Genomic DNA, 13,120 nt, shown 5'->3' with positions numbered 1-13,120 from the left:
CCATTTGCGCATGGACCGGCCCTGAATAGACTTCGCTCTGCAACGGCTTCGCTCTGCAACGGCTTCGGCCAGCTACGGCTGACGCCGTCACCGGCCAAAGCCGCAGCGCAGCCTCAAAGATATTCGGTCATCCCCTTCTCCTTCAGCAGATCCACCATCTCCTTGACGGCCTGGGCGTCGTTCTTCGGACAGACCAGCAGCGCATCGTCGGTGTCCGCGATGATGAGCCCGTCGATACCGATCGTCGTGATCAGCCGGCAATTGCTGTAGATGATCGAGTTGCGGGTATCGATACCGACATGATTGCACTTGACGATGTTGCCCTCCTCATCGGGCGGGAAGATCGAACCGAGCGCATCCCAGGTACCGATGTCATTCCAGCCGAAGTCGGCCGGCACGACCAGCACATCGTCCGAGCGCTCCAGAATCCCGTAGTCGATCGAGATGCTCTGCAGCTGCGGATAGATGGTCTCCAGGAGTTCGTCCGCCTGATCGGTACCGAAGCCCTCCTGCAGCGGTTTCATCATCTTGTACAGACGGGGCAGATAGCGCCGGAAGCTCTCGATGATGACCGAGGTCGTCCAGACGAAGATGCCGCTGTTCCACAGATAGCTGCCTGCCTGGACATACTGCTGCGCCTTCTGATAATTCGGCTTCTCTACGAATTCTGACACCTCGTGCGCGGCCGTGCCGTTGCCGGATTGCGTATCATACGCTATGTAGCCATAACCCGTGGAGGGGAATGTCGGCTTGATGCCGATCGTGACGATCTTCTCCATCTGCTCCGCGAGCTCGCAAGCGGTCTCCAGCGTGCGTCGAAACGGCTCCAGATCGGTAATGTAGTGGTCTGATGGCAGCACGACCATCACCGAATTGCCGTAATGATGCTCGATGAACATCGCCGCATAGAGGATGCTGGCAGCCGTGTTGCGTGAGACGGGTTCGCACAGGATATGCTCCTTTTTGACGCTGGCATGCATCATCTCCTCCAGCTTGGGAGCCTGTGACTGATTGGTCACGATGACGGTCTGGCCTGGCGGGATTACGTCGCCGAAACGTTCGATCGTATCGTTGAGCATGATATCGTTGCCGCTGATGTTGAGCAGCTGTTTGGGCATGGATTGGCGGGAGAGCGGCCAGAACCGCGTGCCTCCTCCGCCTGCCAGGATCGTCGCGAATTTATTCACCCTTTATCACCGACCTTGCAATGGAGTAAGAGATAATACTTTCCGAGCCTTGATTGAGGTTGAGGCCGCTCGGATGGATGCCATCATAGCAGGCTCCGGTCTGGGGATCGATCAGCGATACGCCGAGCGAGTTGCGCCCGATATACCAATCGTGACAGGCCGATGCACAGTCTTTGTACTGCTGGCTGCCCGTGATATGATACGCCTCCAGCAGCGCCAGCATCGTCTCGCAAGCCTCGATCGGCTGCTCGTCGTACAACGCCTTTTCCTTGCCCCGCTCAAACCAGCCGCTGCTGCCGATCGGCCGGAAGTAGCCCTCCGGCGCGAAGGTGTGACGGATCAGGAAAGCGAGACTCTCCCGGGCCGTTGCATGCAGATCCGTCCGTCCGGTCAGCGCCGCAGCCTTGAACAAGGCCCATGGCAGCATCGCATTGCCGTACGTCATGCTGTCCTCGAACCAGTGCCAGTCATCCCGACGATACTGGTGATACTGGTCATGCAGCCGCTGCCCCCAAGACTCGACAAGCGAGGCGATCTCGTCATACGAGAGGAAGCTGCCGCCGCCCTCCTCCTCGTGCGGATACGGGAAAGCATAATCGAGCGCACCCGGCGTCTCCAGCAGCATACTCAGCCCGACGGTGGCATACCCGATCGCCCGAGGCGAGCGGAGCTCGGCAAGCTGCGGGAGTGCCTCGTGGATCAGGTAACGGCACGTATTCTGCAGATTATCCGGGACAGTCGGCTCCGAGACGGCGAAGCCTAGCGCCCACACCGTGCGCCCCTGGCAATCCTCCGAGCCTCTCTCCTCCAGGAAATTGCGGTTATAATCCATAAAATTGCGGAAGTTGCCGCGGTCATGCTGGGCATGATGAACAAAGGACAGGTAGGTATGGATCAGATCAAGGGCTGCGGAATCCTGCCGCTCCTTGTAGAGCAGCACCGCAGCAATCAGCGCCCGCGCGTTGTCGTCGGTCGTATACCCTTTGGATCGGTCAGGCACACCGAACTTCGTATGCTGGAAGATGCCGGTATCGTCCGTCAAACGCCGCAAATAATCATCCCGTACCGTATCAACGAGCTGCACAGCCATCAAATCACACTCCTGTTCTCCAGCTTATGTCCCTTGATTCCTTGCCGGATCAGAGCGGCATACCGCTTGGCAATCTCACTCCACATCATCGTATCGCCGAGCGCCCGCGTGTTGGCTTCCATCTGCGCCATCCGCTCCGGATGCTCCAGCAGCTCCAAGATGCTGGACTGCAAGCCTTCGGCGCTGCGGAAGTCCGCGAGCAGTCCACGTCCCCCGCCCAGCATCTCAGTGGCATAACGGTAAGGCGTCGAGACGATGACGCGTCCGTAACCGACAGCGTAAGCCAACGTTCCGCTGACCGCCTGATCCTTGCCCAGATATGGTGTCATGTAGATGTCGGACATGACCAGAGACTGGATGACCTCCTCCTGGGTCAGCAGCTTGTCGACGAACAGGATGTTATTCTCCAATTGATATTCCCGCACCAGGTCCTTCAGCCGGTTGCGGTACACTTCGCCGACCTCCCGTTTGACAACAGGATGCGTCTTGCCCCATATAATGTAGAGAGCCTCGGGATGATGCCCCGCGACGCCTCGCATCGCTTCGATGGCGTATTCGATCCCTTTGCCCGGACTGAGGAATCCGAAAGTGGAGATGATCTTGCGATCCTCGAAGCCGTAGGACGCCTTGAGCTGCTCGCGCGTGCCCGTCGCCACGTAGGGAACGCCGTGATGGACGACTTCGATTCGTGCCGGCTCAACCTGATAGATTGTGGTCAGATGCTCCACTGTGTTCTGGGCCATCGTGATCACTTTGGCGCTGCCCGCAGCCAGTCGGGTCATGATATAGCGCTGCTTGGGCGATGGCTCCGTCAGAACAGTATGGAACACTACAAGATACGGAATCGTCAGCAAATCCGTCAGACCAAGCAAATATTCACCGCTCTCCCCGCCATAGATGCCAAACTCGTGCTGGATCACCAGGAGGTCGGCTTCCGAGCGGTTCAGTTCGTCAGCGGCCCGCACATAGTCTGTCCGCTTGTGCTGGTCGATCTGCATGATGACCTGATCGCTATAATCATAGGTCTCGTTGTTGTTCACCGCGATGACCTTGGGGGTATTAAAATCCTGGATCTGTGCAAACTGGTCTACTAGATCCTGTGTGAACGTTGCGATCCCGCATTCCCGCGGCAAGCTGGTTCCCAGGAAGACTACATTGCATTTCCCGTTTTTCTCTAGCATCTGCAAATCCCTCCTACTGCGATTGAAATGTTTGCTATGCCAGCAGCTATCGGATCCTCCGCGATACGCCACGGAGCAACGCGAACTGCAGGAATATCCGACACCTGAAAGCGACATGACGCTTGCCATGGAACAGAAAAACAGGATCGTAGCCCTATGCAGCAGCAAATAAGCAGGCTGACATTGTCCTGCAAGGCGATCCTTGGATAGCTATGTCATTTGATCAGGAATAAAAGGTAATGATATCCATATGGTGGTGAAAAAAAGAAAATAAAGTGCACCTTTATTTTCTCGGTAAGCCTGCCTATAAGGTTATTAAACTTTCCACATGTTTTTTAACCGTGTATTGAAAAAAATTATTCGTAACGAACAGCTTGCCCTCAAAAGTGTTTGCCGGCAAAGGATACTCGGGTAGGTTCAACTATCCCTCATTATATGTGGCCGCGTTCGTCCGTAGTACCCGGCGTCCGCAGCATAGCAGCAATTGACTATGCAAAAGTGTCAGTATATAGTATGTGGAAGGCAAGCAAGCTTGTCCTTCGACTTCTTAACTCTTACCAAGTCAGGAGAATGCGACTTATGATGAGCCTTAACTCAACACCGCAAACCTGCCAGGAAATGCTGGAGCAATTTTACGATAATCCGCGTGAGACGACCGTGCACGAAATGATATTTGCCGGAGTCGGCAAACGCGATGTCTACAATATCACCTCCCCGTTTGTCGAGAGCGGCAGGGAGATCGTCATCGGCCGGGTAGAAGAACGCAACAGCGAGTTCTCCCAGGTCTTCTTCTTCCAGCTCGACAAGAACATATGGCATCCCCGGGAACATACCCATACTTATCCGCTTCAGGATCCTTGTATCGCCCGTATCGAAGATGAATATGTGTTTGGCGGCGTTGAGGTGATCCCGTCCCTGGACGATCCCGATACCATCGTCTCCTGGGTGACACAATTCTACCGCGGCAAGTCGATCGATTCGCTGTGCCACTTTGCCAGCGGCCCGGAGAAGATGAAGGATATCCGGCTGGTCACGCTGGCCGACGGACGGATCGGCGTCCTCACACGGCCTCAAGGCAAGATCGGCGGCCGCGGACAAATCGGCTTCACGGTCATCGACCGGCTGGCCGATCTTACAGTCGAGAAGATTGAAGCCGCCTACATCCTGCACGATCAGTTCATCCCCGAGGAGTGGGGCGGGGCCAATGAAGCGCATCTGCTCAGCAACGGACTGGTAGGCGTGCTGGGCCACATCGCCTGCTTCGACCAGAACAAGCACAAGCACTACTACTCCATCGTATTCGCGCTTGATCCCGAGACGATGGAGAAGTCACCGATGAAGATCATCGCCGTGCGAGGCGACTTCCCACCGGGTCCGGGCAAACGGCCCGATCTCGAAGATGTCATCTTCAGCGGCGGACTGGTCCGCAGCAAGAACGGCCGCGCCTTGCTGTCCGTAGGCGTAAGCGATGCCGAAGCGTATCAGATCGATATCCCTGATCCGTTTCTCGAGTACGAGCAGGCAGTATTAGATATGGCCCGGGAGGCATAATCAATCCCTACAAAATGGAGCCTTTTCTTCGAAGCGTACTCAGGTGCGTTGCTGGGGACCCGGAATCATTTACGCTATAAAGTGCATCAAAGACCCTCAGCTACAGCGGCTGAGGGTCTTCTTGGCATTTCTCGCTCTTATTTTTTTACTTTCTATTATTACTCAGTAGCCAAACTTCCGCGCAGATCCATGACGTTAAAGCCGGGATCAGCTTGGATGCTGGTGGAGCCTTCGGCGCGAACGGCTTCCAGCGCCGCGTTATATCGGGTGTTGAGATCGTTGATCATCTCGTCGAGATCGCCGCCGGTCAGGATATAACGGATGAAGGCATCCGTGTATTTTAGTCCTTCGATACGGGATTCGGTTATCGCCACCGGGCTTGCAGGATAAATGGCGTCATATTCAGTCGGCAGGAAGCCGGTAATGCCTTGCAGCTCAGGCTCATTGGCCGCCTCGTTGACGTAAGGGAGCACCGAGAGGCCGTAGCCTTCCTCCTGATATTCGGCACGCAGCTCCGTGCCGTACAGATACTCCATGAATTTGAAAGCCGCTTCCTTATGAGGCGTGTTCTCGCTGATCGCCAGATAGTTGCCCGCATTCACCCAGAGCGCGCCTTGCGGATTTCCGTCAACAGACGGCACTACAGCCGCTTCCCAGTTGACCTCGGTAGGGAACTGGTCAGTATAGACGGCCGGCTCGCTGGAGTGGTTGACATACATGCCGATCTTGCCCTGCGCGAACTGTGCTCTGAGCGGATCGATATCCAACGTCTCAACGCCCGGCATCATGCTGCCGTCTTCCTTGATCTGATGCAGCGCCTCGGCCACCTCACGGTAGACATTGAAGTCGAATTCGCCGCTGTTGACGTTATACCCTTCCAGGCCCTCGCCTTTGCTTAGCGTAGCGATCGCAAAAGCAGGACGCGTAAAGCCCGAGCCGTTCTTGAAGTTGCTCGCGAAGCCATAGACGCCGTCAGCTTTGCCGGCTTCTGTGATTTTTTTGGCCGCATCGACCATCTCATCGAGCGTCTTTGGCGCTTCGCTCAGTCCAGCTTGCTCGAACAGATCCTTGTTGTAGATCAGCCGCCAGTACTGACCCGTGTTTGGCAGCGAATAGATCTTGCCGTCCAGCATATTTACATTTTCAGCCAGCACGCTCTCGAACTGGGCTTTGAATTCATCGCTCATCAGATCGTCAAGCGGCGTCATATATCCCTTCTTGACGCCTGTGACGAAATCATACACCTTGAAAATATCCGGCGCCTGATTACTAGAGAATGCCACCTCCAGCGCCTGGTTGTAGTTGTCTGCCATGACGGTCATTTCCACTTCGATATTGTCGGTGTTGGAGCTGTTGAATTCGTCTACCTTTCCTTGCATGAACTCCATGTCATGACGGTCCATCGTCCAGAAGTTCAGCTTGACGGCTTCGCCGGTTGTACCGCTTTCATTATTGCCTGGCGCAGAGGTGGCACCATTGCCATTCGTTGTATTGCCCGAAGAGCAGGCTGCCAGACTGACTGCCATTAACGCGATCGTGCTCATTTTTGCCCATTTTTTCATCATGTTGAGTCGAACCTCCCTTTTATATGCTCCGTTGCAGCCGCCGCGCGGGCGGCTCCGGAATGACTCTAGTCTACCATCATATCTGTCCGGAGCAGGAAGGACAAATCTACGATCTGGGGAGGGCAAAATAACTATATTCCCTACTCCCCCGCCTCCTCGTAGCGCTGTCTGAATTCCGTCGGCGTCATCCCGGTATGCTTCTTGAACAGTTCGCTGAAGTAAGGCCGGTCCTTGTAGCCAAGCGCGTACGTAATCTCCTGCACCTGAACGCCGCCCAGCAGCATGGCTTTTGCTTTCTCCATCCGGGCCGCTGTGACGTAGGGCATGAAGGTCATGCCGGTTTCTTTCTTGAACAGGTTGGAGAAATAACTCGGGCTCAGATGGACGATGCTCGCGCATTCGTGGATGCTCAGCTCGCTGCCCAGGTTCGCCTTGATATAGTCAATCGCCTGATGAATCAGCTGCTTGCTGTCGCTCCGCTGCTGCTGCTGCATCCACTCGCAGCTCAGCTGGCAGATGTCGCGCAGCGCCTCCCGCAGCTCAGTCAATGAAGCGGTCTTGCCGTTCTTCATCGCCGCCAGCCGGCTCTCGAGCAAAGAGAGCTTGTCCGTATCGACCTTCTCCGCTACGACACGGAAGATCGAAAAACCAAGGCCGTACAGCAGGTGGATGATCAGATCCGGGTTGGGCGGCACAGGATAGCGGGACAGCTCGGCAAAGATCTCATCCAGTTGTTCCAGCACGCCCTCCTTGTTGCCCGACCGCAAGCAGTAGATCAGCTCGGTTTCTTTCTCCGCGGCATACCTCGGCCGCTTGACGCCCTGCGGCTCCATATCGCGGAAATGAATGACGCTATTGCCCCCGGAGTAGAACTGATAGCTCATCGCCGTCTTGGCTTGCTCATAAGAGAGATGGATCTCCTCCATCCGCTCCACTCCGGTGCCCAGACCGATCGATACCGTCTTCTTGGTGTACTGCTCGACATGCTGACGGCACGCCTCGGCCACCTGGCGCATGTCGATATGTTCCGGGATGTTGACGATCGCCACCAGCCGGTGCAGATTCTCGCGGACGACGATGCCTTTCGTATGCTTGTGGATCGTCTCTTCCAGAATATTGTGCACGGCAAAGCGGATCAGCTCGACCTCGCCGGCCGGCAAGCGCTGGATATCCGGCTCAAGATCGTCAATCTCGACGATAAAGACGAGAAAGCCTGTCTCGTTCATATCGATCTGCAGAAACTCGCCCTTCTTGCGCATCGTCTCCGGATTGCCCACACACTGGAGCAGCAGCCGAAAATATTCTTCGCGCAAATACGGCATGCTCTGCCTCACCTTCTGCTGCAGCTCCCGCACATTGTCCAGCTCCAGCTGCTCGGATTCCAGCTCCCGCTTGGCCCGCAGCACAACATCGGCAATCTGCTTGGGAGTGAACGGCTTCAGCACATAGTCGAAAGCGCCCAGCCGGATCGACTCCTGAGCATATTCAAAGTCCGAGTAGCCGCTCAGGAAGATCACCTTTGCCTGCTCCGCTCCCGCCGTCCGGATCATCTCCAGGCCGCTCTGCTTGGGCATGCGGATGTCGGTGAGGATAATCTGCGGCCTGTGCTCGCGGATGAGCCGCAGCCCATCCTCGCCATTGGCCGCCGTGCCGACGATCTCGATCTGATGCTTGGCCCAGTCGATCTTGGTTTTGATGCCCTCCACGACGGTCTGGACATCATCAATAATACATAAGGTAACCGGTTTGCCATCCATTCACTCATCCCCCCTCTACAATTGCACTTCCTCGATGTTGCTATTCGCCGATCGGTATCCGCAGCGTCACTGTCGTCGCGACCAGCGGCTCGCTTTCGAGTTCCATCGCTGCCCGGTCGCCATAGTACAGTGCCAGCCGACTCTCCACATTGGAGAGCGCATAGCTGTCCTTGGCCTTGCCTGTCATGCCCATGCGCCGGCGTACATCCTCCACATCCATGCCCGTACCATTGTCGGTCACGCGGATCACGAGCAGGTCAACCTGCTGCTCCAGGCTGATGACGATCAGGCCGCGTCCCGGCATTTCCTGGAAGCCATGATTGATAGCATTCTCCACCAGCGGCTGCAGGATAATCTTGAGGATGGGCAGTTTGCGCAGCGCTTCGTCTGCGAGCTGGATGTCATAGACGAACAACCCCTGATAGCTTTTCTGCTGCAGGTTCATGTACTGCTCGACGTGCTCCAGCTCCTGGCCTACTGTTGTAATCTCGTTGCCGTTATTCAACCCCAGCCGGAAGAGCATGGACAACGAGACGATCATTTCCTTGACGGTCTCATGCTCCTCCATTTCACTTTTCCAAAATATGGTGTTCAACGTATTATATAAAAAGTGGGGATCGATCTGCGCCTGCAGCGCTTTGATCTCCGACTTGCGCTTCTCCGTTTCCGATAGCTTCACCTCTTCGATCAGCGTCCCGATCTGCTCCAGCATCCGGTTGAACTTATAACCGACCTGCGTGACCTCATCCTCGTATTGACTTTCGAAACGGACATCGAGATGATTCTGCTCGACCCGCAGCATCAGGCTCCGGAGCTTGTACAGCGGCCTGAGCAGCAGACCGGACAACAGATTGGAGAGGACGAAGGCAAGCACGATGCAGCCGCCCATAATCATCAGAATGTACCACAATATATTTTTCATCGGCGCCAGCAGCTCCGCCTTCACCTGGAAGCTGACCAGCTTCCAGGAGGGATGCATCGACAGCGTCGCGTAGTTTGAGAGAATGGCCCTGCCGGCATCGTCGGTGTATTCGAAGTGACCGCGGTCGCTGCCACCCTGTTGCTCCAGGATCTCGGATGTCAGGCGATAGGGAGAGGCTTGCTGCGTCAGCAATACATGCTCGCCGCTGCCCGTCAGCAGCACCTGCTCGATCTGCTGATTGTCCAGATTATCCGTCAGCAGCTGCCGCATCACATCCTCGCGGATATTGACAATGATGTACACATCCGGCAGCGTCTCATTGAGCAGCGGCTTCATGACCAGCGTGATGACCGGATGACTGCGGCTGAACAGCTCCTCCTGATGGCCGGCGATCCATACCGTATTCCACGGCTCCTCTGCGTTCATCGCCGTCTGTAGCACCATACTGTCCGCTGCCGGTACCGGTCGGCGCGCTTTGTCGGTCGGGTAGAAATCGCCGATCGGCGTATGGATCAATACCGAATCCATCGACAGCTCGTTGAGCTTCATCTGGGAGAACGGCGTCTGCAGCGACGACAGGTGATTGAAGTAGCTGCTGCCCTGCTTCGCCTGCACGTCGGTCATCGCCCGCTGGAACGCATCGCCCATCATAAATGTCGAGGTGGCCACGATAACGTTCCTTAACCGCTCATCAAGTACCTGAGCGGTTTTGTTAAGGGTATCCTGACTCATCTGCAGTGCGTTGCGCTCCATGACCCGCGCCGCAAAATAATAGGCGAACAGACCGGTAACGGCGATACAGATGATCGTAAGCATGACGAAGGCCATCCAGGTCCTCCGTTTGAGGGAAAGGCGCATAATAAAGGATGTCATCCCAAGTTCCTCCAGCCGTATTCGCTAGCCCTTCACCGCTCCGACATTGACCTGCATAAAGGAACGGTTGGCCAAGATGTAGACAATCAGCATCGGCAGGATCGAGATACACGCACCTGCGAGCAGGTACTGGTTCTCCGAAGCCGCTCCGAAGCCGTAGCGCAGATTGGCGAGTCCGACAGGCAGCGTCTGCAGATCGGGCCGCGACATCGAGAACACCAGCGGCAGGATATATTCATTCCATGCGCCGCGGAAGGTGAAGAGCGCCGTTACGCCGAGCGCCGGCTTCAGCAGCGGCAGGATAATCCGCCAGAAGATCGAATAAAAGTTGCAGCCGTCGATGAGTGCCGCTTCGTCCAGTTCGCGCGGGATGCCTTTGAAGAAACCGATCATCATAAAAAAGGCCGTGGCGTGCGCGCTGATGAGAATAATAATGACACCCCACAACGAGGTTTGCAAGTTCAAAGCGACCATCAGGTCGAATTGTGGCTTCAGCACCACTGCGCCGATCGAGATGAACAGCGTGCTCGATTGAAGCACGATATAGAACCGCTTGCCTTTAAAATCTACCCGGTCCACCGCATAAGCGGCCATTGCCGTAACCAGCAGCGTGCCGATCGTGACGAATACGCTGGTGAATACGCTGTTCCATGTAAATTGGGCAAAGTTGGCTTGCTTCCAGGCGTGGGCGTAGTTCTGGAACTGCCAGCTGGAAGGGAGCAGCGTCGCGCCGGTCGTCACCTCCAGATTGGTCTTGAATGAACCGAACACCGCAATGATGATCGGGAACAGCATCAGCAAGGCTGTGATGATCAGAAACACCCACAGCACCGAACGCGAGATCAGACGGGAAACATTCATGGTCACAGCCTCCTTTAGTATGTGTTGCTAAGCTTCTTCGAAATCTTGAAGTAGATCAGCGTAATGAGTCCTACGATGACTGCCGAAGTGAAGCCGACCGCGCTGCCGTAGCCGATATTCTGGACACTGGCGCTATCCGACACGAGCGGGAAGAACAGCTTGTACAGATAGAGGAACATGACCTCTGTTTTGCCGAACGGACCGCCTTCCGTAAGCACCATAATGCTCTCATACCCTTTGAGCGAGGTCGTGATGGCCAGCATGATGATCATCTGCATCACCGGCCCGAGCATCGGCATCGTAATATACCACAGGCGCTGGGCCGGGTTGACGCCGTCAAGCGAGGCGGCTTCGTACACATCGTCAGGGATGTTCTGCAAGCCCGCCAGGAACAGCAGCATATAGTTGCCGACCGCTCCCCATACGGCGATCAGGATGACCGTCAGCATCGCATACTTGGCGCCCAGCCAATCCAGCGAGCCCAGCCCCATCTTCAGCAGGAATTGATTGACGACACCGTTATAGGAGTTGAAGATGATATAGAAGACGATCGACATAACCGAGGCGCTGAAGATCGTCGGCAGGAAGTAGACGGAGCGCAGCAGCTGGCGTCCCCGGATCGCCCGGTTCAGGATGACCGCGAGGATCAGGGACATCGGCAGTGTCAGGATCAGCTTGCCTCCCGTATAGATGAACGTGTTCCAGACGGAGGCCCAGAATTGATCGTCGCGGGCAACCCGCGCAAAATTCTCCAGTCCGATGAAGCGGGGCTGGCCGAAGCCCTGATAATCAAAAAACATGTAGCGCAACGCCCAGAAGATCGGATATACTCCGAGCGTCAATGTCAGAAAGATGCTTGGAAATGTGAAGATGTACGCGTGGATTTTTTTGCGCATCGGAATCTCTCCCCCGTTGTATTCGAATTGGCTGCCATCATTATAAGGGAATCTCGAAGAGACAAAGGATAGGGAATCCGACTTGTGAGAGGGGACAAAATGACTTTTTGGCGAGTAGAATCATGCTATTCGCTTTGCAGTCATCATGATATAATCACTAGAAGCAATAGAATAGGCTTATAAGGGCGGTCGGCTACCTCTCGTTAGAAGGGAGGGATGCCCTATGTCAGTGTTCGAAGCTCTCATGATTATGCTTACTTTTGGGTTGCTAATCGTAGCGCTACTCTCGAAACACAAATAGACCGCCCTCTAGGAAAGGTATGCGGTCTTATTTGTATATCCCTATGAAGCCTACCGCCCTTAAAAGCGGCTATTGCCCCGAGAGTCGTGTCCCCACACGGCTCTCCTTGCAATGAGGTTTATCTTTAGTCCGATTATAACACGTATTATATGCTTACGTCACATGAATTATACATTTAGCTGACCCTATGCTAAGGAAATCAAAGATATTCTTCCAAGGTGAAACGGCTTCGCCTAAGAGTTTTGCAAAGCAAAACTAGCTTCGTAAGCATATGGTGCAGCACGTTTCATGCCATAGAATTCTAAGCTGAGTATGAATGTGAAACTTATATTTTCTGAGAATTAAATATACTCCCCCTCCAGCCAGAGGATTTTCTCCTCTACCGGTCCGCGCCGGCCTTGCGGCGGTTGGATATCCGGATAACCCAGATAGATCAGGCCGACGAGCTCATCGTCCTCCGCCAGTCCGAATGTCTGCTTCATCAGCGGATGATACATCGGCTCGCCCGAACGCCAGATCGCGGCCAGCCCGAGCGCATGCGCGGTCAGCAGCAAATTTTGTGCAGCCGCGTGAGTCGCCGCCAGCTCCTCGATCCGCATCACTTTGTCCTGCTTGGAGGGCTTGCACACCAGGGCGATCACTGCCGGCGCGCGGAACGCCTTGGCATACGCTTTGGCAGCCTTCGCCTCGCTATCTTCATCAGGCAGATCGGTCTCAGCCCGCACGACGGCGGCATAGCCCTCTCCCAGCCTGCTCCGGCCCTCGCCGGTCATGACGATAAAAAACCACGGTTCTGTCGCATGATGACTGGGCGCCCAGTTCGCCGCCTCGAGCAGCTCCAGAATTGTCTCCCGCTCCACCGGATCCTGCTTCACTCTGCCGACGCTGCGCCGGCCCCGTATCGCTTCATTCAGCTCCAATGTGCCTCATCTCCTT

General features: G+C 55.4%; 11 protein-coding genes. 2 read left to right on the top strand and 9 right to left on the bottom strand.

Features of this window, described 5'->3' with window-relative positions:
• Window positions 1-113: 113 nt before the first annotated feature.
• Genes ABC336_RS24680 through ABC336_RS24670 form a run of 3 tightly spaced genes read right to left on the bottom strand, consistent with a single transcriptional unit; the run spans window position 114 to window position 3,458 of the window.
• On the bottom strand, window positions 114-1,187 hold the full coding sequence (locus tag ABC336_RS24680) for a mannose-1-phosphate guanylyltransferase (RefSeq protein WP_413241183.1): 1,074 nt from the start codon (window positions 1,185-1,187) through the stop codon (window positions 114-116).
• Window positions 1,180-2,277, bottom strand: a complete 1,098-nt coding sequence (locus tag ABC336_RS24675) for an AGE family epimerase/isomerase (RefSeq protein WP_413241182.1) — start codon at window positions 2,275-2,277, stop codon at window positions 1,180-1,182. The genes ABC336_RS24680 and ABC336_RS24675 overlap by 8 nt, the downstream gene beginning before the upstream one ends.
• On the bottom strand, window positions 2,277-3,458 hold the full coding sequence (locus ABC336_RS24670) for a glycosyltransferase family 4 protein (protein WP_413241181.1): 1,182 nt from the start codon (window positions 3,456-3,458) through the stop codon (window positions 2,277-2,279). Before ABC336_RS24670 ends, ABC336_RS24675 begins: the two co-directional genes overlap by 1 nt.
• A 579-nt stretch (window positions 3,459-4,037) precedes the next feature.
• On the opposite strand from ABC336_RS24670, the gene ABC336_RS24665 reads away from it, so the two are divergent.
• Window positions 4,038-5,009, top strand: coding sequence for a DUF1861 family protein (locus ABC336_RS24665; RefSeq protein ID WP_413241180.1), 972 nt, complete (start codon window positions 4,038-4,040; stop codon window positions 5,007-5,009).
• A gap of 158 nt (window positions 5,010-5,167) precedes the next feature.
• Here ABC336_RS24665 and ABC336_RS24660 read toward each other — a convergent pair whose 3' ends face one another.
• The 5 genes from ABC336_RS24660 to ABC336_RS24640 form a co-directional block, all read right to left on the bottom strand.
• Window positions 5,168-6,574 carry an ABC transporter substrate-binding protein gene (locus tag ABC336_RS24660; RefSeq protein ID WP_413241179.1) on the bottom strand — a complete coding sequence of 469 codons (1,407 nt, stop codon included), beginning with the start codon at window positions 6,572-6,574 and terminating at the stop codon, window positions 5,168-5,170.
• Window positions 6,575-6,714: 140 nt separating this feature from the next.
• Window positions 6,715-8,331 (bottom strand): helix-turn-helix domain-containing protein, encoded by a 1,617-nt coding sequence (locus ABC336_RS24655; RefSeq protein WP_413241178.1) that lies wholly within the window; start codon window positions 8,329-8,331, stop codon window positions 6,715-6,717.
• A 40-nt stretch (window positions 8,332-8,371) separates the two neighbouring features.
• Window positions 8,372-10,126, bottom strand: coding sequence for a sensor histidine kinase (locus ABC336_RS24650; RefSeq protein WP_413241177.1), 1,755 nt, complete (start codon window positions 10,124-10,126; stop codon window positions 8,372-8,374).
• Between the two features lie 24 nt (window positions 10,127-10,150).
• Window positions 10,151-10,987, bottom strand: a complete 837-nt coding sequence (locus ABC336_RS24645; RefSeq protein WP_413241176.1) for a carbohydrate ABC transporter permease — start codon at window positions 10,985-10,987, stop codon at window positions 10,151-10,153.
• A gap of 14 nt (window positions 10,988-11,001) precedes the next feature.
• On the bottom strand, window positions 11,002-11,883 hold the full coding sequence (locus tag ABC336_RS24640; protein ID WP_413241175.1) for a carbohydrate ABC transporter permease: 882 nt from the start codon (window positions 11,881-11,883) through the stop codon (window positions 11,002-11,004).
• A 223-nt stretch (window positions 11,884-12,106) separates the two neighbouring features.
• Here ABC336_RS24640 and ABC336_RS24635 point away from each other — a divergent pair, with 223 nt between their 5' ends.
• A complete protein-coding gene (locus tag ABC336_RS24635; RefSeq protein ID WP_413242595.1) occupies window positions 12,107-12,184 on the top strand; it encodes a putative holin-like toxin in 78 nt (25 codons plus the stop codon).
• Between the two features lie 341 nt (window positions 12,185-12,525).
• Here ABC336_RS24635 and ABC336_RS24630 read toward each other — a convergent pair whose 3' ends face one another.
• Window positions 12,526-13,104 carry a nitroreductase family protein gene (locus ABC336_RS24630; RefSeq protein WP_413241174.1) on the bottom strand — a complete coding sequence of 193 codons (579 nt, stop codon included), beginning with the start codon at window positions 13,102-13,104 and terminating at the stop codon, window positions 12,526-12,528.
• Window positions 13,105-13,120 lie beyond the last annotated feature (16 nt).

The sequence above is a fragment of the Paenibacillus jepli genome (assembly GCF_047238105.1).
Classification (GTDB): domain Bacteria; phylum Bacillota; class Bacilli; order Paenibacillales; family Paenibacillaceae; genus Paenibacillus_D.
This window is presented reverse-complemented; position numbering and strand designations above follow the sequence as displayed.